The following is a 21,967-nucleotide window of genomic DNA, read 5'->3' on the forward strand; positions in this document are numbered from 1 at the left end:
TTCACGCTCCTGATTCGGTGTAGGGGACGAACTCGCCCAGCGAGCACGAACCGGTCATCATTCCGCCGGTCCGCGACCGGGTGTGCACCGTGTCGCTCGCGCAATATTGGCGGCCAAAGGTACGGAAGACCGGGATATCGTCGCGCTTCAGGCCGGAGCAGGTGCCCCGCGTCGTGTTGCGCCAAACCTTGTTGCGGCCCTCGATGAACAGGATTTCCTTCTCGAAGCCCCGCGTCTCGGTGATGCGGTCGCTGCGCACGCAATTCTGCGGCTTGCCGGGGGTCAGCCCCTTCAGCTCGAGCGCGATCTTGGCTTCGTCGCTCAGCGGGACTTTCTGCTCGGAAGCAGCTCCGGTCGCGGCGGTGGCGAGGACGAGAAGGGGCACGGCAAAACGGATCATTACTCTCTCCTTATGCCCCCTGCCGCTTATACACGCCTCAGCCGCGAAATGCATCCTTTGCCGCGCGTCTTTCGGCAAGAATTTCGGCGCTTCCGGCGCGCATGAAGGGGTTGGTGGCAAGTTCCTGCGCGATCGTGGTGGGCACGGTGGGCTCGCCCCTGGCCCGCGCCGCATCCACCTCGGCCATCCGCGCCCGGATGGCGTCATTCTCCGGCTCGGCGGCCAGCGCATAGCGTCCGTTCGATTGGGTATATTCGTGCGCGCAATAGATGCGCGTCTCGGGAGGCAGCTTGGCGAGCCGCTGCATGTTGGCAAACATCTGCGCAGCCGTGCCCTCGAACAGCCGCCCGCATCCCATGGCGAACAATGTGTCGCCAACGAACGCCGCACCGTCCCCGGCGAAATGGTATGCGATGTGCCCGGCGGTATGCGCGGGCACGTCCATCACCAGCGCCTCATGCGCGCCCAGCCGCACGACATCGCCTTCGCGCACCAGCCGGTCGGCGGTCGGAATCCGCTCCACCTCGCCCGCCGGCGAGATCACCTCGGCACCCGTCGCCGCCTTGATCCCGGCATTGCCGCCGGTGTGATCAGGATGCCAATGGGTGTTCCAGATCGCCGAGATCGTCCAGCCCCGCGCCGCCGCAGCTTCCAGCACCGGCTCGGCGACGGCGGGGTCCACCACCATCGTCTCGCCGCTATCGCGATCGTGCACCAGCCACACATAATTGTCGCTGAGCGCCGGGATGCGGACGATCTCGAGCGCCATCACCATACGCCCGTATTCGGCATCGAGGCCCATGGCTCCTGCGGCTCCAGCCGCCCGTCCTGGAGCAATTCGATCGAGATATTGTCGGGCGTGCGGATGAACGCCATGTGCCCGTCGCGCGGCGGGCGGTTGATCGTCACCCCGGCGTCCATCAGCCGCTGGCAGGTCTCGTAGATATTGTCGACCTGATAGGCGATGTGCCCGAAATTGCGCCCGCCCGTATATTCCTCCGGGTCCCAATTATGCGTCAGCTCGACCTGCGCATCCTCGTCGCCTGGCGCCGCCAGATAGATGAGCGTGAAGCGGCCCTGTTCGCTGTCGAAGCGCTTGACTTCCTTGAGCCCGAGAAGCTCGAAAAATGCGACCGTCGCCTGGGGATCGGTCACGCGGATCATGGTGTGGAGATATTTCATGGGGGGAGAGATAGGCCTCCCACTCCCCTCCCTACAAGGGAAGAGGAGCAGGAAGGATCACTTCTCCGTCGCCCCAAACTGCTCCAGCGCCGTCCGCGCGCTCGTGGCCGCAGGGCTTCCCGGCGATAGCTCGATCACCCGTGCCCAGGCGGTGCGCGCATTGGCCTCGTCCCCCGCAGCGGCCGCGATATTCCCCGCTTCGAGCTGCACCGAAACATCATCGGCCGATCGCCGCAGCGCCTCCGCGATATCCGCCGCCGCGCGCTTGAGGTCGCCCTGCCGCCGCGCCAGCGTCGCCGAGAGCAGCCAGGCGAGCGGATCGCCCGGCGCGGCCGACAGCGCCTTGTCGATATCGTTGCGGGCGCCGTCCATGTCGCCCGCCGCCACCAGCGCGCGGGCGCGGTCCAGATGCGCCTCGCCCAGCGCCAGACCTGTCAGCGTCGCGCGCGCCAGCGCCGCGTCGAATGCCGATCGCGCGCGCACCGGATTGCCCGCCGCCAGCCAGGCATTGCCCGATTGCACCCAATAATCGGCGACCTTGCTGCCGTTCGCCAGTTCGTCCTCGCGGGCTGCGTCCTCAAATGCCGCCGCCGCCGAATCCCAGCGCCCCTGATTGGCATAGGCCACGCCCAGGCATTGCCGTGCCAAAGCGCCGCCGCCCTCGCCGCGCCATTTCACCGCGTTGGCCTGCCCCGCCGCCGGATCGCCGGTCGCCAGGTCCATGCATTCGGCAAAGCGCGGCGGCTCGGCCGGCCTGTCCTGCGCGATCAGGAAGAGGAGGAGGGGAAGGAACATTGCGCAATCACATCCTCAAGCGCGCGCACCAGCAGGGCCAGGTCTTGGTCGCGCGAAAGCCGGTGGTCACCGTCCTTGATCAATATCGTCTGCACATCGTCTGAACGAAACAGCTCGCCCAGCACGCCGGCGCGCTGCCACGGCACTTCCTTGTCCCTCTGCCCCTGCAACAGCCGCACCGGCCCGGTGAACTCGATCGGGCGCACCATCATCCGGTTCGCCTCGCCCGAAGCCCAGAAGGCGCGGGTTGTGACGGTCGGCTGGTCCGAATAGTCCGATGGCCGTTCCAGCCGCCCGTTCTGGAGCAGCTTCATCTTCTGCTCCATGGTAAAGCCCCAGTCGGTAAAGTCCGGCGCGGCTGCGATCCCCACCATGCCCGCCACGCGATCGGGCCGCTCCTTGGCGGCAAGCAGCATCACCCATCCGCCCATCGATGAGCCTACGAGCACCACCGGACCCTTCAGATCGTCGATCATCCGAAGCGCGTCGTCGCGCCAGGTGGCGAGCGTTTCCTCCTCGAAATTGCCTTCGCTCGCTCCGCACCCGGCATAGTCGAACCGCCGGAACGCGCGGCCATTGGCCTTCGCCCATGCTTCCAGGTGCAGCGCCTTGGTTCCCTCCATGTCGGAGCCATAGCCGCACAGGAACAGGATGGCCGGCCCGGCCCCGTCAGTATGACGATAGGCCAGGTTCGGGCGTTCGATGGAATCGGTCATGCGCTCCGGTTAGCCGACTTTTCTTCCCCCGCCAAAGCGAGGGAGGAAAGTGATTTGGTCAGAACGTGCACACGCCGGGGTCTCCGCTCTCCAGCCCCTTGCGCAGCGCCGCCATGCGCTGCGCCGATGTGCCGTGCGTGAAGGTTTCCGGGCGTACCCCGCCCTGCGATTGGCGCTGCAGCGTATCGTCGCCGATCGCGTTCGCGGCGGTCATGCCCTCTTCGATATCGCCGCCCTCCAGCCGAGCGCGGTTGCGCCCGAAAAGCACGCCGGCGAAGCAATCCGCCTGTAGCTCCAGCGCCACCGATAGCCGGTTCGCCTCGGTCTCGCTCGCCCGTGCCTGCGCCCGCGAAACCTGCCCCGAAGTGCCGAGCAGATTCTGGATGTGGTGCCCCATCTCATGTGCGACCACATAGATGCGCGCCGCGTCGCCGCTCGCGCGGAAGCGCTGATCGAGCTCGTCAAAGAATGCGGTATCCAGATAGACGCCGTGATCCGCCGGGCAATAGAATGGCCCCACCGCCGACGATGCCGCGCCGCAGCCGGATTGGACGTTGCCGGTGAAGAAGTTGATCGTGGCGGGGGAATATCTCTGGCCCGCCTGCTGGAATATCTGTTCCCAGGTCGTGTCGGCCAGCGCCATCACCCGGCACGATTCCAGCCGCGCTCCGGTGCTGCAAGCCGTGCCGGCCGCCCCCCCGTTCTGGCCGCTCGCCACCTGCGTTGCGGGAGTCGTCCCGGTGTTCATTCCGCCGCCACCGAACATGCCGAACACCGCCATCGCGCCCAGGATCACGACGATCATCAGGCAACCAACCTTCCGCCCGAAGATCATCGGCAGGAAAAACAGCAGGTTCATGATCCCGCCACCACCGCCGCCACCGCCACCGAAACCGCGGTCGCGTGCGTTGCGTGTCGGGTCGATATCGTCGAGGCGCATGGCCATCCCCTTGTTCGTTCACTGTCCGCAACAATGCCCCAAAGCCCCAAGCGTTGCACCCGGCATTTCCGCCGTTGCCCCCGGCGCGTCGATGGGCCAGAGCAAGACATGGCCGATATGGATCCTCGCCGTAGCGCCCCTGGTCTCCCGCTCCCCGATACGGTGGCGCTGGTGCTGCAGGGCGGCGGAGCGCTCGGCAGCTATCAGGCGGGCGTGATCGAGGCGCTGAGCGAAGTGCCGATCGAGGTGGATTGGGTCGCGGGTATCTCGATCGGCGCAGTCAACGCGGCTTTGTTCGCCGGCAACCCGCCCGAACGTCGAATGGATGCGATCCGCACCTTCTGGGATACGGCCTCAAGCGCGCTTCCCAGCTTCCCGATCTGGCCGCTCGATGCCGCGCGCGAAGCCGTGCATGAATGGTCCGCCGCGATGGTCATGGCGGTTGGCGTGCCCGGCTTCTTCAGCCCTCGCCTGGTGCCGCCCACCCTCGCATTTCCCGGTACGCCCGAGGCATTGAGCTTCTACGACAGCACGCCCTTGCGCGAAACGCTGGACAGGCTGATCGACTGGGATCTGCTCAATAGCTGCCCGGTGCGCCTCTCGGTCGGCGCGGTCGACATCGCCAGCGGCAATTTCCGCTATTTCGACACGCAGGACGAGCGCCTCGACGCGCGTCACATCATGGCCTCCGGTGCGCTCCCGCCCGGCCTGCCACCGGTCGAGATAGACGGGCGCTTCTACTGGGATGGCGGCCTCGTTTCGAATACGCCGCTCACCCATATCCTCGACCGTCAACAGGCCGACACTCTGGTCTTTCAGGTCGATCTCTTCCCTTCCGAGGCCGCGCTGCCGCGCACGATCACCGATGTCGCCGCGCGCGAGAAGGAAATCCGCTTCTCCAGCCGCACCCGCCAGATTTCCAACGAGCGGCTCAAGCTGCGCCAGGATCGCCAGATGGTGTGCAATCTGCTCGATCGCCTGCCCGCCGATCTCGCCCAGGATCCCGAGGTACTCGCGCTAAAGGAGCGCGTTTCCGAATATCCGGTCAGCCTCGTCCAGTTGATCTACCGCGCAAATGCCTGGGAGGGCGGCAGCCGCGATTTCGAGTTTTCGCAGCGCTCAATGCACGAGCATTGGCAGGCGGGCCGCCTCGCGGTCGCGGAGACCATGGCCCATGCGCGGATCGTCGCGGAGAATATCCTCGACGGCAAGACCGCCGCCTTCGACCTTACCCACCGATGACACACGTCCACCCGTCATCCCCGCGAAAGCGGGGATCCAGAGCCAAGAGCGATAGCGCTTGTGGCCCTGGGTTCCCGCTTCCGCGAGAATGAAGACATTGTAGCTAGGAGTTTCGTCATGTTCCTCAAGGGCAAGTCCGCCATCATCACCGGCTCGACCTCGGGCATCGGCCTTGCCTATGCCAAGGCGCTCGCGGCCGAAGGATGCGCGGTGATGATCAACGGCTTTGGCGATGCCAACGCGATCGAGCAGGAGCGCGCCGGGCTGGAGGCGCTTAGCGGCGCGAAGGCGCTTTACGACGCCGCCGATATGTCGAAGCCCGATCAGATCGCGGCGATGGTCGCTCGCGCCCAGTCCGAATTGGGCGGCGCAGACATCCTGATCTCGAACGCCGGCATCCAGCATGTCGCCCCGGTCGATGAGTTCCCACCCGAGAAATGGGATGCGATCATCGCGATCAATCTCAGCTCCACCTTCCATCTGATGCGCGCCGCCATCCCCGCGATGAAGGCGAAGAAATGGGGGCGCATCATCACCACGGCATCGGCGCACAGCCTTGTCGCCAGCCCCAACAAGGCCGCTTATGTCGCCGCCAAGCACGGCATCGCCGGCCTGACCAAGACGGTCGCGCTCGAAACCGCGATCCACGGCATCACCGTCAACTGCATCTCGCCCGGCTATGTCTGGACGCCTCTCGTCGAAAACCAGATTCCGGACACGATGAAGGCCCGGGGCCTCACCCGCGAGCAGGTGATGAACGACGTGCTCCTCGCCGCCCAGCCGACCAAGCAGTTCGTCCATCCGGAACAAGTTGCCGCGCTCGCGCTATTCCTTTGCCGGGACGAGGCCGCGTCGATCACCGGCGCAAATTATGCAATGGACGGCGGCTGGACCGCCGCCTGATGGAGAGTTTCGGCATGAAGGCTGTTTTCGGCGCCGCCGCGCTCCTGCTCACGCTTCCGGGGTGCAACGTCTATCGCGAGGCCACCTCCGCGCGGCCCGACGTCACCCAGCCGTGGCGCGGCATCGCGACCGATGCCGATCGCGACCGCTACCGCAAATGGCGCAAGGCGTGGGACGAGGGACTGACCGCCGCAAAGGCTGTGGACCCACAGGCAATCGCCGCCGACCCCGCGCTGTTCGATCCCGATCGCGCGCTTGGTGGCGCAGCCCTGCCCCCCGGCAAATATCGCTGCCGCACCTTCAAGCTCGGTTCCTCCGGCACTGCTGTCCGCGCTTTCACCACCTATCCCGCCTTCGACTGCGAAGTCTCGGAGGAAGGCGAGATCGACAGCCTCCACAAGATGAACGGCTCGCAGCGCCCGGTCGGCATGCTCTTCCCTGAAAGCGACGCGCGGACGATCTTCCTCGGCACGCTCATCCTCGGCGACGAAGTCTCCCCCCTGCGCTACGGCCTCGACGCCCGCCGCGACATGATCGGCTATGTCGAGCGCATCGGCGAAAAGCGCTGGCGCCTCGTCCTCCCCTGGCCGCACTTCGAATCCAAGCTGGATATCCTGGAGCTGGTCCCGGCTTGAAATCCGCCTTTTCCTCCCTCGCTTCAGCGGGGGAGGTGGCACGCGAAGCGTGACGGAGGGGGCCTATCCGCTCACGACCGCCGCGACGATGTGCGCGACCACCCCTTCCAGATTCCCGAAAACCTCACGCGCCGGAATCCTCAGCGTCCGCACGCCACGCGCGGCCAGCCATGCGTCCCGCCGCGCATCGCGCTCCGGCCGGTCGCCAAAGCCATGCGCCTCGCCATCTACCTCGACGCACAGCTTCGCCTTTGCACAGTAGAAATCGAGCCTGTACGGCCCCGCCGGATGCTCGCGCCGGAAATGATACCCGCTCGGCCCCTTGCGCAGTTCAAGCCACAGCCGGACTTCCGCGAGCGACATCTCCTGCCACGCCCGCCGCGCCGCTCGTTTCGTGCTCGACCAGCCTTTCAGTTCCATCGCCAGCCCCCCTCCACCACGCCTTCGGCGCGGTCCCCCTCCCCCGCAAAAGCGAGGGAGGATAGAATAGTCGACTATTCCTCCCTCGCGAAGCGGGGGAGGTGACACGCGAAGCGTGACGGAGGGGGCCTCGCCGCACGCGCAAAGCTTCGTTACACCCGCCCCCAACACCATCAGGGGAGCCCATATATGCGCCGCGCCATCCTTCTCGCCACCGCGCTCTCGTTCGCCACACCGGCGCTGGCCGCAGACCCCGCGCGCGATCTGACCCGGAGGGCGCTGCCCGCGCTGATGGAGCATTACCGCCACTTCCATGCCAATCCCGAGCTCAGCCTCCATGAGGTCAAGACCGCCGCCACGCTTGCCGAGGTCGCGCGCCAGGCGGGCTATGATGTCACCGAAAAGGTCGGCGGCACCGGCGTGGTCGCTATCCTGCGCAACGGGCCCGGCCCGGTCCTGCTGATCCGCGCGGATATGGACGGGCTTCCGGTGATCGAGCAGACCGGCCTGCCCTTCGCTTCAAAGGTTCGCGCCACCACCGATGAGGGGCTGGAGACCGGCGTGATGCACGCCTGCGGCCATGACACGCACATGGCCTCCTGGATCGGCACCCTCCAGAATCTCGCGGCGACGAAGTCGCAGTGGAAGGGCACGGTCATGATGATCGCCCAGCCCGCCGAGGAGCGCGGCATGGGCGCGGCTGCGATGCTCCGGGACGGGCTGTTCACGCGCTTTCCCAAGCCGCAATATGCGCTCGCTTTCCATGACAGCGCGCTCCAGCCCGCCGGGCAGATCGGCATCACATCGGGCTATGCGCTCGCCAATGTCGACAGCGTCGACTTGCAAGTAAAGGGCGTCGGCGGCCACGGCGCCTATCCGCACACCACCAAGGATCCGATCGTCCTTGCCGCGCGCATCGTCACCACGCTGCAAACGCTTGTCAGCCGCGAGATCGATCCCACCGCCTCCGCCGTCGTCACCGTGGGCAGCATCCAGGGTGGATCGAAGCACAATATTATCGGCAGCGAAGTCACCATGCTGCTCACCGTGCGCAGCTTCTCGCCCGAAATGCGCAAATTCCTGCTCGATGGCATCGCCCGCATCGCCCGTGGCGAAGCCATCGCCGCCGGCGTGCCCGAAGACCGGATGCCGGTGATGACGGTCAAGGACGAATTCACCCCCTCGACCTTCAACACGCCCCCGCTCGCCGCCCGGATGCAGTCGCTCTGGTCGAGCCGCTTCGGCAAGGATGCGGTCGTCGCCACCCCGGCCGTGATGGGCGGCGAGGATTTCGGGCGCTATTATCTGGCCGATCCTTCGATCCAGAGCCTGATCTTCTGGGTGGGCGGCGTTCCTCAGGCGAAATGGGATGCGGCGCAGAAGAATGGCGACGTGCTCCCCTCGCTTCACAGCGCCTATTGGGCACCCGACGCCGAAAAGGTCATCGCTACCGCTACCGAGGCCATGACGGCGGCGGCACTGGATATCCTGAAGAAATAAGCAAATCGGATCGCTGTCGCCGCGCAACGCTGCGGCGACAGGATCGTTACCGGAACACGCATGAAAACCCTGTTCGATCCCGATCACGCCCTCACCCGGGGCCTCGCTGCGATCCGCCTCAAATACCAGGTTCCCGCAGATTTCCCGCCCGCCGTCCTCGCCGCGGCGGAGCAGGCTGCAGCCCGCACTCCGGTTGAACACGCCGATCGCACCGCGCTGCCGTTCGTGACGCTCGATCCGGCCACCTCCACCGATCTCGATCAGGCCTTTCATATCGAGCGCGCCGGTGGGGACATCCTGCTATATTATGCGATCGCCGACGTGGCCTGGTTCGTCGAGGATGGCGGCCTGCTCGATCAGGAGGCATGGGCGCGCGGCACGACGCTCTATCTCCCCGATGGCAAGGCCGGGCTCTATCCCCGATCGCTGAGCGAAGGTGCCGCCAGCCTGCTCCCCGCCGGGCCGCGTCCCGCGGTGATCTTCACCGTCCGTGTCGCCCCCGATGGCGCGGTCCGTCTCGAAGCCGCCGAGCGCGCGCTGATCCAGAGCCGCGCCAAGCTCGCTTATGACCGCGTCCAGCCCGCTGACCTGCCCGAGCCCTTCGCCGATCTCGCCAGGCGCATCCAGGCGGCCGAAGCGCGGCGCGGCGCGGTTCGCGTCGATCCGCCCGAGCAGCAGGTCGTGCACGTCCCGGATGATGGCTATGCGCTCGCCTTTCGTCCCCGGCTGGCTTCGGAGGACGATAACGCCGCGCTCTCGCTCGCGTGCAACCTTGCCGTCGCCGATGCCCTGCTCGCGCACCAGACCGGCCTGTTCCGCGTCATGCCCGCGCCGTCGCCGGGGGCGGTGCAGCGTCTGCGCCACACCGCGCGCGCCTTCCGCCTCGATTGGCCGCATTCCATGCCGCTCAAGGAGTTTGAGCGCAGCCTGAGCGCCAATAACCCCGTCGAAGCCGCCTTTATGCTCGCGATCCGCCGCGCGGGTCAGGGCGCGTCCTACGCACCTTTCACGCCCGACGAGACGCCCTGGCACGCCGCGATGGCCGCCACCTATGCGCACGCCACCGCGCCGCTGCGCCGACTCGCCGATCGCTATGTCGTGCGCGCCGCGCTGGCCATCGCCAATGGCCAGCCCGTCCCGCCTGTCGTCGCCGAAGCCTTTGCGAAGCTCCCGCCCGTCATGGCGCGCGCCGATCAGCTCGCAGGCCGCATCGATCGCTCGGTCATCGATCTGGCCGAGGCGGTGATGCTCCATGGCCGTGAGGGCGAAGCCTTCCCCGCTATCGTCACCGACGCCACCGAAGGCGGCATCCGCGTGCAGCTTCGCGAACTGCCCATCGTCGCCAATCTCAAGACCAGGGGCCCGTCGCCCGGCGACAAGCTTCAGCTCACCCTCACCACCGCCGACACCGCCCGAGGCACGATCGCCTTCGCACCCGCCTGAACCTCAGCCGATCGGCATCGCGTCCACGGCGTCCTCGCTTTTCTCCGGTCGGATATAGATCGAGCTGATCAGCGGCATTCGCGCCTTCAGCTTCGCCTCGATTCCCTCGATCAGCGTTTCCGCCTCGCCCATCCGCAGCCTGTCCACGAAATCCGCGCTGATCGCGACGAACACGCGCTCGGGCGCGGAATGCACCGTGCGCACATGGTTGACCGTCGTGATCATCTCCTCGGCCTCCAGCACCGCGCGGATCTCCGCCACCATTGCGGGATCGGCGCGCTCGCCGATCAGCAGCCCCTTGGCCTCGCGCGCCAGCAACAGCGCCACCGCCGCCAGGATCGCGCCGATCACGATCGAGGCCGCGCCATCGATCCGCGGATCGCCCCAATAATGGCTTGCCCAGATGCCCGCGCCCGCGACGAACAGCCCGGCCAGCGCCGCTGAATCCTCGAACAATACGATGAACCCGGTCGGATCCTTCGAATCGCGGATCGCTTCCCACCAGCCGGCCCGGCCCTTGCCCCGGCCGAACTCCCGAAGCGCGATCCACCAGCTCGTCCCTTCCATCCCGATCGCCACGGCCAGCACGATATAGTTGATCGTCGGATCGTGGAGCGGTTCAGGATCGGCGATATGCTTCCAGCCTTCGTACACCGATACGCCGGCGCCCAGCCCGAAGATCAGGATCGCGACGACGAACGCCCAGAAATAGAGTTCGCGGCCATAGCCAAAGGGGTGGAGCGCGTCGGGCAGCCTACGCGCGCGGCGCTGGCCGTAAAGCAGCAGTCCCTGATTGCCGCTGTCCACCAGGCTGTGCACGCCCTCGGTCAGCATCGAGGACGAGCCGGTAATCGCCGCCGCGATGAATTTCGCGACGGCGATCCCGAGGTTGGCGGCAAGCGCCGCGTAGATGACCAAATTGGCGCGCCAGCCGCCTGCTGGAGCGGCCTGCAAGTCTTAGCCCAACCCGATCTTGTTCAGCACGCGCTCGACCAGGCCCGGCTCTTCGGGCTTGCCGGCGGCGAGCCGCTCTTCCTTCTTCGGGTCGAAGCCGCTGCTTTCGGGCAGGGCCGCGCCATGATGGCTGTGCACTGGCTGGGTCGAGGCGGGCGGATCGGACGCATCCATGCTCTCGTCGAGGCCGCGATCGAGCCGCGCTTCCTTGCTTTCGGGATTGCGCTCCAGCCTCTTGGCGATCGATTCATCGGTGCCGGCATCGGCGGAATGTACCACGCCGGGCTTGCCGTCGGGTCCCGGGGCAACCGACATTCTGTCCATCGCCTCGTCGATGGCCGGGTCAATCGGGTTGGCAGTCATGTCACTCTCCTGAGCGTTGCCCTGCTGAAACGACCCTCCCCCGATTCGCGTTCCGCGCCGCTCGGATCATTGGCGCAAAAGAAAAACGGCCCGGCGATTTTCATCGCCAGGCCGTTGTTTTCCTTCAGGCTTTCGCCGGAACTAGTTCCGCGAGCTGCCGAACAGGCGCAGCAGGAACAGGAACATGTTGATGAAGTCGAGATAGAGCGTCAGCGCACCCATGATCACCGTCTTGCCCACCATGTCGGTGCCGCGCACATAATCATACATGCTCTTGATCTTCTGCGTGTCATAGGCGGTCAGCCCCGCGAAGATCAGCACGCCCGCCACGCTGATGACGAACGACAGGCCGTCCGAGCGGAGGAAGAGGTTGATCAGGCTGGCGACGATGATGCCGACCAGGCCCATGATCAGGAAGGTGCCGAAGCCCGAGAGATCGCGCTTGGTGGTGTAGCCCCACAGGCTCAGGCCGGCAAAGCCAGCCGCCGTGGCGAAGAAGACCTGTGCGATCGACGTGTCGGTATAGACGAGGAAGATGAACGACAGCGACACGCCCATCAGCAGCGAATAGGCCCAGAACAGCCCCTGCAGCGCGACGGTCGAAAGCCGACCCTGGCCAAAGCTCATCACCATCACGATGCCCAGCGGTGCCAGCATCGCGACCCAGCCCAGTGCGTTCATCTGGCCGGTTTCGCTGAACATCGAATAGACCCAGCCGCTCTTGGCGAAGAGCAGCGAGACGATGCCGGTGAGCAGCACGCCCGAGGCCATGTAATTATAGACCGAGAGCATGTACGACCGCAGGCCCGCGTCGCGGGCGTCGGCCTGCACGCCTGCATAGGGCGCCGCGCTCGTCCGGGGATCAGACCAATTTGCCATTCCAAACTCCTTTGCCCGGCAAGCGTGCCGGTTCACCGCAATATCGCTCTCAAATCGGGCATTTTCAAGTAAAACCAAGGTAGCCCCAGGGGGAGACTCATGCACCGCCTGTTCGTCGCCTTCGCCCTTCCCGCGCCGGTCCGCGCCCAGCTCCTCGCGCTATCCGGCGGGATTCCCGGCGCGCGTTGGCAGCGCGACGATCAGCTCCACCTCACCTTGCGCTTCATCGGCGAAGTCGATCGCCACGCCGCCGAGGACGCCGCGCTGGCGCTCGCCGCCGTATATTATCCGCAGATCGCGATCGCGCTTTCGGGCGTGGGCCAGTTCGACAGCCGCGGCCGCCCCAATGCCGTCTGGGCCGGCGTCGCGCCGCACGATGCGCTGGCGGGGCTGCACAAGAAGGTGGATCAGGCGCTGGTCCGCGCGGGCCAGCCGCCCGAGGGCCGCGCCTATCTCCCCCACATCACCCTCGCCCGGATGAACGCCCAGCCCGGCGCGGCGGACAAGTTCCTCGCCACGCATGCCGCCCTCGCCAGCCCGCCCTTCACGCTCACGCATTTCACGCTCTACGAAAGCCATCTCGGCCGCGAATGCGCCAGCTACGAAGCGATCGAGCGCTACGCGCTCACTGCCTGACCGACACTCGCTTACCGTCCCTCGGCCATAAGCGCCTCGACCTCCGCCGCAGTCCGCGGAATCCCCACCGACATCCGCTCCGCGCCGGTTGGCGTGATCAGATACTGGTCCTCGATCCTGACCCCGTAATTCTGCGCCTGCACATAGATGCCCGGCTCGATCGTGAGCACCGCGCCTGCGGGCAACGGCTTCGACATGTCGCCCGCATCATGCACCTCGGTGCCCACCAGATGGCCCACGCCGTGATAGAAATCGTCGGCATGCCCGGCCTTGCGGATCACTTCGCGCGCAGCCGCATCGACATCCTCGAAGATCACGCCCGCCTTCAGCACCGCGACGGCCGCTTCCTGCGCCGCCAGCACAATATCATAGGTCTTGCGCTGCGCCGGGGTGAAGCGCCCGCTTGCCGGGAAGGTCCGCGTCACGTCGCAGGCATAGCCACCCACCGAAGCCGCCGCGTCGATCAGGATCAAATCGTCCTTGCCGATCACGCCATTGCCCCCGCGATAATGGAGCGAGGCGGCGTTGCGCCCCGATGCCACGATCGAGTGATAGGACAGCCCCTTGCCGCCCGCCGCGCGGAACGCGGCTTCCATGATCGCCTTCAATTCGCCTTCGGTCATGCCGGGCCGCACCGCGCGCATCGCCGCCAGATGCCCGGCGCGCGTCGCCTCCACCGCCTTGCGCATGATCGCCAGCTCGCGCGGCTCCTTCACGATGCGCAGAGAGGGCAGCAGCGCGGTATCGTCCACCGTGCGCGCGCCCGGCACGCGCTGTGCCACCTTGCCATACAGTTCCAGCACCGGCGGCACCGGCGCGTTCGGCCCCACGATCGGGCCCAGGAAGCGCAATTCCTTGTTGCGCTGCGCCAGCCCCGTCACCAGCCCGCCCAGCGATGGCGTGCGCAGCACCTTCTGAAAGCCCGTGCGCCGCTCCATCTCCTCGCCCAGCGCCAGCCGTTCGATGTCCCAGCGCTCGGTCTCGGGGTTGCGCGACGGCAGAAGCAGCCATTCCTTCACCGTGCGCTCGGCGGGCGCCAGCACCAGCACCGCGCCCGGCTCGTCGACGATCCCCGTCAGCCAGGCGAAGTTCGCCACCTGCTGCGAAGCTTCCTCCTCGCTTTGGCCGTGCTCGATATTGTCGGCACCATGGAGCACGGCGATGCCCGTCTTCATCGCGGCCATCACCCGCTGCCGCCGCTCGCGAAACACGTCGGGGGAAAACGGCACCGTGCCCAGCGGGGTGCCATGGGCAAAACGCGCGGCATCCTGCGCGAATGCCGTCCCCGCGCTTGCCGCCGTCGCCAGCGCCGCGCCCAGAAGTGTCCGTCTCTGCATGCCCCGTCTCCTTTGCCCTCTGTCTTCCACAGCGCTGCCGGAGCGGCAATCCCCGACCGGTCGGTCACGCCCCCGCCCGATCGTTTCGATATCGTCTTGATCCGTGTGAATGAATGCGTTTAGCCTGCTTTCTTCAGAAGGGGAGAGTGCGGGTGCTGCGGTGCGTATTGGCCGGTCTGGCGATGTTTGCCCCGCTCTCTTTGTCTGCCACGCCACAGTCTAACAGCCAGGAGGCGGCAGCCGCCCAGCGCCAGCTTGCCGCCGCGTTCGCATCCGCCACTTTTGGTCATCAAACGGCGATTGGCTATTTCTCCGATTCCATCACCTATACCCTTGTTGCGGCTGGACCGTGCTACAGCACACTCAACGTCAACTATCGCAGGGTGCGTTCGGGGAACTTCGCGATCCAGCCGGTACGATCACCGATCGATATCATTTCGATGTAAGCCGCGTGCGCTATATCAATTCCGAGCTCGCCGCCGCGAAATGGAGTTGCGATAGCGCTACGGAAGGCTGATCTCGCATTCTGTCGATATTCACGCCGGGGCGGGCACATCAGTTGCCGTCTCGATAGGGAGGGAATTCATGTCACCGCTCTACTTTGCACTACCGGCATTGGTCTGGTCCGCGCCCGCTGCCCAGCAGCTCAACTGGCAGCGTTACACCCAGCCCACCGGGCTCAGCGCGGAGTTTCCCGGCGCGCCGGATCGCTTCGATAAATGGACGAGCATCGCGCAGGGCCGCGTGATCCAGCTCGATTTCACCGGGCGGAACTCGAACCAGGATTTTCGCTCTTATTATTTCCTCCAGGCGGTGATCGCCGACAAACCCTATGATATCGACGCAAAAATCGCCGAGCATATCGCGCAGGCAAAGGGCGGAGGCGACGCGGCGGTAAGCAAGACCTTCGTCAGCCAGCGCACCCTGAAGGCGTCGGAAATGCCGCTGCCGGGCATGCGCGGCATCGAGCTCACCTATCGCTATGGCGGCTTTTTCGGCTCGGGAGACCAGATCGAAGTCTCGCGCAACATGTATCTCGGCAACAAATGGCTGTCCTATTCGGTCCGCCACTTCGAAGGCGATACCGCCTGGCCGCGCGATCGCTTCTTCAATTCGGTGCGCTGGGCACCCTGAACCGGCGTTTATCCCTTTGCGCCAAGGAATCAGCGTCATCCCCGCGAAAGCGGGGACCCAGAGCCACACAGGACACCGCGTGCAACCCTGGGTCCCCGCTTTCGCGGGGATGACGAAAAGGGCGCGCATTGCTCCAAGGGGATAAGCCCCCCCCTGAACAGGCGTCGGCCAAGAAGAAGCATCCATATCCGCCCATTCTCGCAAGAATATCTGCAATAATGTGAATTGTTGTTTGCGGTCATTGGCCATAGCCTGTGCGGCATAGCTTTGGCGCGCGGGGGGTGGTCATGCGGAAATCGGTATTCGCCTTGGCGCTGATCTTCGGCCTTCTTCATGCTTCGGAAGGCCGGGCCCAGGATTCGGGCGAAGTCCGGATCGAGGAAGAGGATGACTTCTTCAATCCCTTCACCCAGCGTACCGACCGCTATTACACGCAGGGTCTCCGCATCGAATGGCTGCGGTCCGCGGAAAAGAGCGGCGATCATTTCCTGCCCGCCATCAGCCATTCGGACTGGTGCAGCCTGATCTGCGGGAAGGAAGCTGCGGACGGGCGGGTCCAGACCGGCTGGGCCATCGGTCAGAATATCTACACCCCTTCCACGATCACGATCGCGCGCGCCCAGCCTTATGACCATCCTTGGGCGGGCATGCTCTATGGCTCCCGCATCGCGCGCGTCAGCTATGCCGCGCCAAAGCTGAGGGCGCAGCGGCAGGACCGGATCGAGCTTACCGTCGGCATTGTCGGCCCCGCCTCGCTCGCCAGGGAAGCGCAGACCGAGTGGCACAGGCTCATCAGGGTGGAGCTGCCGCGCGGCTGGGACCACCAGCTCCGGAACGAACCCGTGGTGCAATTGCGCTACGGCACGGCGTTGCGCTGGCCGCAAGAGGAAGGCGGCAATGCCGATGTCATCGCCCGGGGCCGGCTGAACCTGGGCAATGCCCTCACCTCGGCGGAGGCGGAGGTCACGGGGCGCATCGGCTGGAACCTCTCCGGGTTCGGCGCGCAGACCATCCCCTTTGCCGCCCCCATGGCGTCCACCGGTGCCGGGCCGGCCAATGCGCTTTCGGGCACGCGCTGGCTCGCGAGCGGCAACCTGTTCTTCCGTCTGGGCGGAAGGGCCGTCGCGCGGAACATCTTCCTCGATGGCAACACCTTCATCGACAATGACATCCGCATCGATCGAAAGCCCCTTGTCCCGGAGATCGCCTCCGGGACCGAGGTAAACCTGGTAGGCCGCTTCTGGCTGACCCTGTCGTTCGTCCGGCGCGGCAGCGAGTTCCGCTCGTGGCGCGGCGTCTCCGCCCCGGCCCAGGAGTTTGGCGGGATCACGCTGGCGTGGCACGGAAACTGACCCGCCACGTCAAACCTCTTTCGTAAATCGGGTATGGCCGCTACGCTCGCCGGAAATAGAGCGGGGAAAGTGAAGCATGGCGTCCACACCCATTGCGCCTGAGGTGGCGGCTGCGGCGGTGCCCGAACAGGCCAGGGCCGGTCCCTATGCCTGGTACGTCCTCTTCGTCCTCTTCCTCGTCTATGCGCTCAATTTCATCGATCGCCAGATCCTGACCATCCTCGCGCCGCATATCCGCAAGGATCTGGGGCTCAGCCAGGCCGATATCGGCTTCCTCTACGGCACCGCCTTTGGCGTCTTCTACGCGCTTTTCGGCATCCCGCTCGGCCGCCTCGCCGATAATTGGCATCGCATCCGGCTGATGACGATCGGGCTTGCGCTCTGGTCCACCATGACCGCGCTTTCGGGCCTCGCAAAGAACGGCCTCCATCTGGCGGGCGCGCGTATCGGCGTGGGCGTGGGCGAAGCGACCGCCAGCCCCTCGGCCTATTCGCTGATCTCGGACTGGTTTCCCAAGCGCCAGCGCGCCACCGCGCTCGCCATCTACTCCGCGGGCATCTATTTCGGCGGCGGTTTCTCGCTCTTCATCGGCGGCTCGATCGCGGACAATTGGAACCTTGCCTATCCGCAGGGCGGCCCATGGGGTCTGGTCGGCTGGCAGGCGGCGTTCATGGCGGTGGGCCTGCCGGGCCTGCTCCTCGCGCTCTGGGTCTTCACGCTGCGCGAGCCGCTGCGCGGCCAATCCGAGGGCCTCGTGACGCCGAAGCATCCCGCCCCGTTCAAGAGCTTCCTCGAAGAACTGGTCACGATCATCCCGCCGCTCACGCTGATCGGCGCGGTGAAGCACCGGGTGCTGGCGTCCAATCTCGTCGCGCTGGTCGTCACCGCCGGGCTCATCTGGGCGCTGATCCGCCTCGATGGCCCCGGCTCGCTCTATCAATGGCTCGCGGTCGGGATCGGCGCATATGCCGTCTTCTCCTGGGCCTCGTCGCTTCGCCGCCGCGATGCACCCACCTTCAAGCTGATCGTCGGCACCCCCGCCTTTCTCTGCGTGGTCGTTGCCTACGGCCTCAATGCCTTCCTGGCCTATGCCGTCGCGGGCTTCGCCCCCAGCTACGCCGCCGTCACCTTCGGTGTGAGCGCCGCCGAAGCGGGCCTTTGGATCGGCGGTCCTGCGATCCTCGGCGGCTTCCTCGGGGTGACGCTGGGCGGCATCGCCGCCGATCGCCTGCGCCAGAAGCATCCCGCCGGGCGCATCATGGTCGTCCTGTTCGGCAGCCTCGCGCCCGTACCCCCGATGATCCTCGCCTTCACCACTGACGACAAAATGATCTACTACGCGATGCTGCCGGTCGCGCAGGTCCTGGCAAGCTGCGCGCTGGGTTCGGCGGCGGCGGCCACGCAGGATCTCGTCCTGCCCCGCATGCGCGGCACCGCCACGGCAGCCTTCTTCATCGGCACCACGTTGATCGGCCTGGCGCTCGGCCCCTATCTCGCGGGCCGCATCGCCGATCTGTCGGGCAGCATCAGCACCGGTCTGCTCTCGCTTTTGCTCACCGCCCCGCTCGCCCTCGTCTGCGCCCTCGCCGCCTACCGCCTCGTCCCCGCCGCCGAAGCCTCGCGCGAAGCACGGGCCAGGGCAGCAGGCGAGGCGATCTGATCCGCCCCGCACACGGGGAGGATCAACCTCACATCGCCTTGAACACCCCGCAGGCGATCCGTCCGCCGCTATTGCCGGCGGGGTCGGTCTTGTAATCGTCGGGTCCTGCATGAACGACCAGGGCCGCGCCGTCCTCGTCCATCAGCCCGGCAAAGGTCGCGCCCTTCAGCGTCAGCGTGATCTGGCCGCGGCCGTCCTCGCCGACGTTCAGATTGGGCAGGTCGCCCATGTGCGGCCCGGCGGGGTTTTCCTTGCCATGCTGGTGCGCGGTCGGGTTCCAGTGCCCCGCGGCGCTCGCAAAGTCGGGCGCCTCGCACTTGCCCACCGCGTGGATATGCGTGCCGTGCAGCCCCTTCGAGATGCCCTTCACGTCCACGATCACGCGGATATCGCCATCCACTTCTTCGGCCACGCCGGTGCCCACCAGCGTTCCGTCGGCCGTGAGCAGGTCGGCCTGCGCCTTGAAGTGCCCGGCCATGTAGCGCGCATTCTTCTCGGGCGTCGTGCACCCCGCCAGCACCAGCGCGCCCATCGCCGCAATCGCAAACCCACGCATGTGTCACTCCCGAATAGCTACAAACTCAACAATGTCCGGCCCGGCGGGTTCCGGCTAACCGCCGCAACTGCCGTCCACCTTCCCGCTCACGCTGCCCACCCCCAGGATGATCTTGGCGCGCCGTTCGAAGGTCAGCGCCTGCCAGCGCCCGCTATTCCCTATCGCGGTCCTGCTTCGGATATATGTCAGGTGGAGCATTTCATAGGCTTCCGGATCGATCCGCCCGCTATCCAGCATGCAGTTCCACGCGGCATAATTCCAGTCATGGTCGCGCTGCACCCCGTCCTGGTCGATCGTCCGGGCGGAAGCGCGATACCAGTCGAAGATCGCGCGCAGCCGGTCCCACCGCTCGCCCTCGGGCATCTTCGCCAGCTTGCCGCGCAGCCGCGCCAGATCGCCATCCGCTGGAAAGAAGCCCTGCTGGATCTTGGTATCCATCGCCCAGCGCACCTTGCGCCACGTGATCTCCTGCCCCGCAAACACCCGCAGCAGATCGCGCCGCAATTCCTCCAGCAGCGCCACATAGGCTTCCGCCTGCACCTGGATCATCGCATCGCTCTCGAAGATCGCGCTCAGCTCGCCAAACAGCACCGCGTTCAGCCGTCCGTCGCTCCCATGCGCCGCCAGCACGCCCCTGCGGCACTTCTCGCGCACCGGATGCGCCATGCAATCGCGCGAGAACAGCAATTTGCCATAGACCGGCGCCAGCCCCTTGCGCGTCCGCCCGAATTTGCCCCGCAGCCTTTTCTTCCACGCCTTCAGCACCGGCTGCAGGCTCCCGGTCCCGTAATTCCACTGGCTCATCCCCACCGAGATGAGCTGCCCGTCGAAATTCCCCGCGGGCTCGGCCCAGCAGCCCCCCGTCTCGGGGATCGACGTCTCGCGCATCAGCGCAAACACCTGCTCGCGCCCCACGCCGATCTCCGCCAGCCGAGCCGCACTCTCGGGCGCGATCGTGATGAAGGGCAGGTCCGCCACCTGCCGGCACGCCCGCTGCGCCGCCGTCGTCCCCTGCGCCCCGTGCGCCAACGGCGCATCCTGCGCCAGCGCCATGCTGGGCACCCCCATCGCCAATAGCAACAGCCACCGCAGCATCGCGCCCTCCCGGCCAGGTCGCGGCACCAGACCGGAGCCGTCTGACCCACGGTAGAGCCTGATCCATCCGAATCAAACAACCGTCATCCCCGCGAAAGCGGGGACCCAGGGCCAGGCAAGGTGCCGCATGGTAACCCGGGGTCCCCGCCTTTGCAGGGACGACGATTCAACAAGTCCGGGTATCGCGCTAGGTCAGCAGCCGTACCCCAACGTCCCCGCCAGCCTCCGGCGCATCCCCGTCCTCCCCATCCTCCCCTTCATCCGCGTCATCCGCCCCGTCCGCGCCCCAGCGCCAGCGCCCCGCGCCCAGATCGCCCCAGCGCGCCCGCCAATCCGCCCAGGCGCGCGCCTGCGCCTCCGCCGTCTCGCGGTCGCGCCGCCGTTCCATCGCGTCGAGCTTCGCGATCAGCGCCGCATCGGTCTCCTCGCGCGGGGCATAGCCCTCGCCGAAATAGCCCCCCGCCGCCTTCGCCGCCTCGCGCGCCCGCGCCTCGCGCCCCTTCTTGGTCCGGGGCACCGCAGCGCCCGCTGCCTCCGCCCGCGCCGCGCGCTTCTCCGCCGCCGTCTCGCGCAGCAGCAGCGCGCGCAGCAGCGAATCCGAATAGCGCCGCCGCTCGCCGATCACCTTGCCGCCCGCCACGATCGGCTCGATCCAGCCCTCCACGGCGCGCTCCAGCGCCGCGTCGAGCACCGAGGGCGTCTCCGCCGCCAGCATTTTCTCCCATGCCCGGGCGAAAGGCGGCGATCGCCCGCGCAGCCTGTACGCCGCCGTCGAAGACATACCCGCCGCGCGACACGCCTCGCGCACATCCTTGGTCCGCGCCAGCACGCGCAGGAAGGTGCCGCGCCGAGCCTTGTCCCATCCGTCGATCCGGTCGTTCCCGCGCGCCAGCCGCCCGCCCCCGGCCCCGTCGTCCAGCGGACCGCGCGCCTCGGCGGAGAGCATAGCCCATTCCGCCTGCCCCGCCGCGACCGCCTCGTCCCACGCTCGCGCGAAATCCGGATCGCGCTGCCGCCGCGCATAGGCCGCCGACAGCCCCCGCCCGATCTCCTTCGCCGCCTTGCTGGCCTGCCCGCTCAGCCGCAACGCGAGCAGGAAAGCCTGCTCGGTATCCGCACTCCACCGCGAAAACGGCTTCCGCGCGCGCCGGATCGCTCGATCCCCCATGATTGCTCCCCCGCCAAAGGAGCCAACCAGCTATCGCGCGATTTCCTACATTGGAAGAACAAACAACGAACTTATCGTTGCAAACGCCGCCAAGCGCCGTACCCTGATCCTCCCAAAGCTGGAGGGGCACAGACCAAATGCTGCACGGCCCGAAGCGAACCCAGATCCTCGCCCAGCACCTCCGCCGCACGATGAGCCTGCCCGAAGCCCTGCTCTGGCGCGAACTCCGCCGCCGCCCCGCCGGGCACAAGTTCCGCCGCCAGCATCCCGCCGGCCGCTTCGTGCTCGATTTCTACTGCGCCAAAGCCCGCCTTGCGATCGAGGTGGACGGCGAAATCCACGCGCGCGGCAATCAGCCCGAACGCGACGCCACCCGCGACGCTTGGCTGCGCGCACAGGGCGTCGGTATCTGCCGCATCCCCGCCCGCGAAGTTCTGGAAGATATGGACGCGGTGATCCGCCACATCATCGAAGCCGCCCGCGGCCCCTACCCCTCCACCGCCTCCGGCGGTCCCCCTCCCCCTCCGGGGGAGGACTGAGCCCCCAAAAAATCCTCCCCCGGAGGGGGAGGGGAACCGCGCCCAAAGGGCGTGGTGGAGGGGTATTCGCCACAAGCGCACCCGATGACGTTCAAAGCCAAACCGCAGCCCCACCCCC

General features: G+C 66.7%; 25 protein-coding genes. 11 read left to right on the forward strand and 14 right to left on the reverse strand.

All coding sequences use genetic code 11. The features are described 5' to 3' along the window. Position 1: 1 nt before the first annotated feature. The 6 genes from SSO01S_RS15820 to ypfJ are packed head-to-tail and all read right to left on the reverse strand — an operon-like array spanning position 2 to position 4,033. Positions 2-400 carry a hypothetical protein gene (locus SSO01S_RS15820; protein WP_066800916.1) on the reverse strand — a complete coding sequence of 133 codons (399 nt, stop codon included), beginning with the start codon at positions 398-400 and terminating at the stop codon, positions 2-4. 37 nt (positions 401-437) lie between these two features. Next, positions 438-1,202 (reverse strand): hydroxyacylglutathione hydrolase, encoded by a 765-nt coding sequence (gloB, locus tag SSO01S_RS15825; RefSeq protein ID WP_439646577.1) that lies wholly within the window; start codon positions 1,200-1,202, stop codon positions 438-440. Then, positions 1,169-1,582: a VOC family protein gene (locus tag SSO01S_RS15830; protein WP_066800919.1), complete on the reverse strand. Its 414-nt coding sequence runs from the start codon at positions 1,580-1,582 to the stop codon at positions 1,169-1,171. Before SSO01S_RS15830 ends, gloB begins: the two co-directional genes overlap by 34 nt. 57 nt (positions 1,583-1,639) lie before the next feature. Further along, the gene (locus SSO01S_RS15835; protein ID WP_066800928.1) at positions 1,640-2,377 is read right to left on the reverse strand and encodes a tetratricopeptide repeat protein; all 738 of its coding nucleotides are present in this window, start codon (positions 2,375-2,377) and stop codon (positions 1,640-1,642) included. Continuing rightward, a complete protein-coding gene (locus tag SSO01S_RS15840; protein ID WP_066800931.1) occupies positions 2,350-3,093 on the reverse strand; it encodes an alpha/beta fold hydrolase in 744 nt (247 codons plus the stop codon). Before SSO01S_RS15840 ends, SSO01S_RS15835 begins: the two co-directional genes overlap by 28 nt. 58 nt (positions 3,094-3,151) lie before the next feature. Continuing rightward, positions 3,152-4,033, reverse strand: coding sequence for a KPN_02809 family neutral zinc metallopeptidase (gene ypfJ / locus SSO01S_RS15845; RefSeq protein ID WP_066801031.1), 882 nt, complete (start codon positions 4,031-4,033; stop codon positions 3,152-3,154). Positions 4,034-4,141: 108 nt separating this feature from the next. On the opposite strand from ypfJ, the gene SSO01S_RS15850 reads away from it, so the two are divergent. The 3 genes from SSO01S_RS15850 (at position 4,142) to SSO01S_RS15860 (ending at position 6,813) form a co-directional block, all read left to right on the forward strand. After that, positions 4,142-5,275, forward strand: coding sequence for a patatin-like phospholipase family protein (locus SSO01S_RS15850; RefSeq protein ID WP_066800934.1), 1,134 nt, complete (start codon positions 4,142-4,144; stop codon positions 5,273-5,275). Between the two features lie 117 nt (positions 5,276-5,392). Then, positions 5,393-6,178 carry a 3-hydroxybutyrate dehydrogenase gene (locus tag SSO01S_RS15855; RefSeq protein WP_066800938.1) on the forward strand — a complete coding sequence of 262 codons (786 nt, stop codon included), beginning with the start codon at positions 5,393-5,395 and terminating at the stop codon, positions 6,176-6,178. A gap of 14 nt (positions 6,179-6,192) precedes the next feature. Further along, positions 6,193-6,813 (forward strand): DUF4893 domain-containing protein, encoded by a 621-nt coding sequence (locus SSO01S_RS15860; protein WP_066801033.1) that lies wholly within the window; start codon positions 6,193-6,195, stop codon positions 6,811-6,813. A gap of 63 nt (positions 6,814-6,876) precedes the next feature. Here SSO01S_RS15860 and SSO01S_RS15865 read toward each other — a convergent pair whose 3' ends face one another. Further along, positions 6,877-7,233, reverse strand: coding sequence for an endonuclease domain-containing protein (locus SSO01S_RS15865; protein WP_083943182.1), 357 nt, complete (start codon positions 7,231-7,233; stop codon positions 6,877-6,879). A gap of 189 nt (positions 7,234-7,422) precedes the next feature. On the opposite strand from SSO01S_RS15865, the gene SSO01S_RS15870 reads away from it, so the two are divergent. Both SSO01S_RS15870 and SSO01S_RS15875 read left to right on the forward strand, forming a co-directional pair. Next, positions 7,423-8,733 (forward strand): amidohydrolase, encoded by a 1,311-nt coding sequence (locus SSO01S_RS15870; protein ID WP_066800944.1) that lies wholly within the window; start codon positions 7,423-7,425, stop codon positions 8,731-8,733. A 60-nt stretch (positions 8,734-8,793) separates the two neighbouring features. Then, on the forward strand, positions 8,794-10,176 hold the full coding sequence (locus SSO01S_RS15875; protein WP_066800947.1) for an RNB domain-containing ribonuclease: 1,383 nt from the start codon (positions 8,794-8,796) through the stop codon (positions 10,174-10,176). A gap of 3 nt (positions 10,177-10,179) precedes the next feature. On the opposite strand, the gene SSO01S_RS15880 is transcribed toward SSO01S_RS15875, so the two are convergent. The 3 genes from SSO01S_RS15880 to SSO01S_RS15890 form a co-directional block, all read right to left on the reverse strand. Then, the gene (locus SSO01S_RS15880; protein WP_066800949.1) at positions 10,180-11,130 is read right to left on the reverse strand and encodes a cation diffusion facilitator family transporter; all 951 of its coding nucleotides are present in this window, start codon (positions 11,128-11,130) and stop codon (positions 10,180-10,182) included. A 3-nt stretch (positions 11,131-11,133) separates the two neighbouring features. Then, entirely contained in the window at positions 11,134-11,493 is a 360-nt protein-coding gene (locus SSO01S_RS15885) for a hypothetical protein (RefSeq protein WP_066800951.1), read from the reverse strand. Between the two features lie 141 nt (positions 11,494-11,634). Next, positions 11,635-12,372 carry a Bax inhibitor-1/YccA family protein gene (locus SSO01S_RS15890; RefSeq protein WP_066800953.1) on the reverse strand — a complete coding sequence of 246 codons (738 nt, stop codon included), beginning with the start codon at positions 12,370-12,372 and terminating at the stop codon, positions 11,635-11,637. Positions 12,373-12,471: 99 nt separating this feature from the next. On the opposite strand from SSO01S_RS15890, the gene thpR reads away from it, so the two are divergent. Next, positions 12,472-13,008: an RNA 2',3'-cyclic phosphodiesterase gene (thpR, locus tag SSO01S_RS15895; RefSeq protein ID WP_066800956.1), complete on the forward strand. Its 537-nt coding sequence runs from the start codon at positions 12,472-12,474 to the stop codon at positions 13,006-13,008. An 11-nt stretch (positions 13,009-13,019) separates the two neighbouring features. On the opposite strand, the gene SSO01S_RS15900 is transcribed toward thpR, so the two are convergent. After that, positions 13,020-14,345 (reverse strand): M24 family metallopeptidase, encoded by a 1,326-nt coding sequence (locus SSO01S_RS15900; RefSeq protein WP_066800958.1) that lies wholly within the window; start codon positions 14,343-14,345, stop codon positions 13,020-13,022. Between the two features lie 167 nt (positions 14,346-14,512). Here SSO01S_RS15900 and SSO01S_RS15905 point away from each other — a divergent pair, with 167 nt between their 5' ends. The 4 genes from SSO01S_RS15905 (at position 14,513) to SSO01S_RS15920 (ending at position 18,491) form a co-directional block, all read left to right on the forward strand. Beyond that, a complete protein-coding gene (locus SSO01S_RS15905) occupies positions 14,513-14,791 on the forward strand; it encodes a hypothetical protein (RefSeq protein WP_157073819.1) in 279 nt (92 codons plus the stop codon). 139 nt (positions 14,792-14,930) lie between these two features. Next, on the forward strand, positions 14,931-15,479 hold the full coding sequence (locus SSO01S_RS15910) for a hypothetical protein (protein ID WP_157073820.1): 549 nt from the start codon (positions 14,931-14,933) through the stop codon (positions 15,477-15,479). Positions 15,480-15,766: 287 nt separating this feature from the next. After that, entirely contained in the window at positions 15,767-16,831 is a 1,065-nt protein-coding gene (locus SSO01S_RS15915) for a lipid A deacylase LpxR family protein (RefSeq protein ID WP_066800966.1), read from the forward strand. A gap of 76 nt (positions 16,832-16,907) precedes the next feature. Beyond that, entirely contained in the window at positions 16,908-18,491 is a 1,584-nt protein-coding gene (locus SSO01S_RS15920) for a spinster family MFS transporter (protein WP_066800969.1), read from the forward strand. Between the two features lie 28 nt (positions 18,492-18,519). Here the strand turns inward: SSO01S_RS15920 and SSO01S_RS15925 are convergent, their stop codons facing one another. From SSO01S_RS15925 to SSO01S_RS15935, 3 genes are all read right to left on the reverse strand, one after another. Continuing rightward, the gene (locus SSO01S_RS15925) at positions 18,520-19,047 is read right to left on the reverse strand and encodes a superoxide dismutase family protein (RefSeq protein ID WP_066800990.1); all 528 of its coding nucleotides are present in this window, start codon (positions 19,045-19,047) and stop codon (positions 18,520-18,522) included. Positions 19,048-19,101: 54 nt separating this feature from the next. Next, positions 19,102-20,142 (reverse strand): hypothetical protein, encoded by a 1,041-nt coding sequence (locus SSO01S_RS15930; protein ID WP_157073821.1) that lies wholly within the window; start codon positions 20,140-20,142, stop codon positions 19,102-19,104. Positions 20,143-20,329: 187 nt separating this feature from the next. Next, positions 20,330-21,310, reverse strand: a complete 981-nt coding sequence (locus SSO01S_RS15935; RefSeq protein ID WP_066800994.1) for a hypothetical protein — start codon at positions 21,308-21,310, stop codon at positions 20,330-20,332. A gap of 137 nt (positions 21,311-21,447) precedes the next feature. Here SSO01S_RS15935 and SSO01S_RS15940 point away from each other — a divergent pair, with 137 nt between their 5' ends. Further along, positions 21,448-21,849, forward strand: coding sequence for an endonuclease domain-containing protein (locus SSO01S_RS15940; protein WP_066801005.1), 402 nt, complete (start codon positions 21,448-21,450; stop codon positions 21,847-21,849). Positions 21,850-21,967: the final 118 nt, after the last annotated feature.

Source organism: Sphingomonas soli NBRC 100801, from assembly GCF_001591025.1.
GTDB classification, from domain to species: domain Bacteria; phylum Pseudomonadota; class Alphaproteobacteria; order Sphingomonadales; family Sphingomonadaceae; genus Sphingomonas; species Sphingomonas soli.

What these genes read in the sequence shown, in the direction of transcription:
- SSO01S_RS15920 (WP_066800969.1), top strand. Translation starts at nt 16,908, where the DNA reads ATGGCGTCCACACCCATTGCGCCTGAGGTGGCGGCTGCGGCGGTGCCC.
- SSO01S_RS15850 (WP_066800934.1), top strand. Translation starts at nt 4,142, where the DNA reads ATGGCCGATATGGATCCTCGCCGTAGCGCCCCTGGTCTCCCGCTCCCC.
- SSO01S_RS15835 (WP_066800928.1), bottom strand. Translation starts at nt 2,377, where the DNA reads ATGTTCCTTCCCCTCCTCCTCTTCCTGATCGCGCAGGACAGGCCGGCC.
- SSO01S_RS15885 (WP_066800951.1), bottom strand. Translation starts at nt 11,493, where the DNA reads ATGACTGCCAACCCGATTGACCCGGCCATCGACGAGGCGATGGACAGA.
- SSO01S_RS15925 (WP_066800990.1), bottom strand. Translation starts at nt 19,047, where the DNA reads ATGCGTGGGTTTGCGATTGCGGCGATGGGCGCGCTGGTGCTGGCGGGG.
- SSO01S_RS15820 (WP_066800916.1), bottom strand. Translation starts at nt 400, where the DNA reads ATGATCCGTTTTGCCGTGCCCCTTCTCGTCCTCGCCACCGCCGCGACC.
- SSO01S_RS15855 (WP_066800938.1), top strand. Translation starts at nt 5,393, where the DNA reads ATGTTCCTCAAGGGCAAGTCCGCCATCATCACCGGCTCGACCTCGGGC.
- SSO01S_RS15870 (WP_066800944.1), top strand. Translation starts at nt 7,423, where the DNA reads ATGCGCCGCGCCATCCTTCTCGCCACCGCGCTCTCGTTCGCCACACCG.
- SSO01S_RS15860 (WP_066801033.1), top strand. Translation starts at nt 6,193, where the DNA reads ATGAAGGCTGTTTTCGGCGCCGCCGCGCTCCTGCTCACGCTTCCGGGG.
- SSO01S_RS15830 (WP_066800919.1), bottom strand. Translation starts at nt 1,582, where the DNA reads ATGAAATATCTCCACACCATGATCCGCGTGACCGATCCCCAGGCGACG.
- SSO01S_RS15940 (WP_066801005.1), top strand. Translation starts at nt 21,448, where the DNA reads ATGCTGCACGGCCCGAAGCGAACCCAGATCCTCGCCCAGCACCTCCGC.
- SSO01S_RS15915 (WP_066800966.1), top strand. Translation starts at nt 15,767, where the DNA reads ATGCGGAAATCGGTATTCGCCTTGGCGCTGATCTTCGGCCTTCTTCAT.
- ypfJ (WP_066801031.1), bottom strand. Translation starts at nt 4,033, where the DNA reads ATGCGCCTCGACGATATCGACCCGACACGCAACGCACGCGACCGCGGT.
- SSO01S_RS15930 (WP_157073821.1), bottom strand. Translation starts at nt 20,142, where the DNA reads ATGCTGCGGTGGCTGTTGCTATTGGCGATGGGGGTGCCCAGCATGGCG.
- SSO01S_RS15935 (WP_066800994.1), bottom strand. Translation starts at nt 21,310, where the DNA reads ATGGGGGATCGAGCGATCCGGCGCGCGCGGAAGCCGTTTTCGCGGTGG.
- SSO01S_RS15900 (WP_066800958.1), bottom strand. Translation starts at nt 14,345, where the DNA reads ATGCAGAGACGGACACTTCTGGGCGCGGCGCTGGCGACGGCGGCAAGC.
- SSO01S_RS15910 (WP_157073820.1), top strand. Translation starts at nt 14,931, where the DNA reads ATGTCACCGCTCTACTTTGCACTACCGGCATTGGTCTGGTCCGCGCCC.
- gloB (WP_439646577.1), bottom strand. Translation starts at nt 1,202, where the DNA reads ATGGGCCTCGATGCCGAATACGGGCGTATGGTGATGGCGCTCGAGATC.
- thpR (WP_066800956.1), top strand. Translation starts at nt 12,472, where the DNA reads ATGCACCGCCTGTTCGTCGCCTTCGCCCTTCCCGCGCCGGTCCGCGCC.
- SSO01S_RS15890 (WP_066800953.1), bottom strand. Translation starts at nt 12,372, where the DNA reads ATGGCAAATTGGTCTGATCCCCGGACGAGCGCGGCGCCCTATGCAGGC.
- SSO01S_RS15865 (WP_083943182.1), bottom strand. Translation starts at nt 7,233, where the DNA reads ATGGAACTGAAAGGCTGGTCGAGCACGAAACGAGCGGCGCGGCGGGCG.
- SSO01S_RS15875 (WP_066800947.1), top strand. Translation starts at nt 8,794, where the DNA reads ATGAAAACCCTGTTCGATCCCGATCACGCCCTCACCCGGGGCCTCGCT.
- SSO01S_RS15840 (WP_066800931.1), bottom strand. Translation starts at nt 3,093, where the DNA reads ATGACCGATTCCATCGAACGCCCGAACCTGGCCTATCGTCATACTGAC.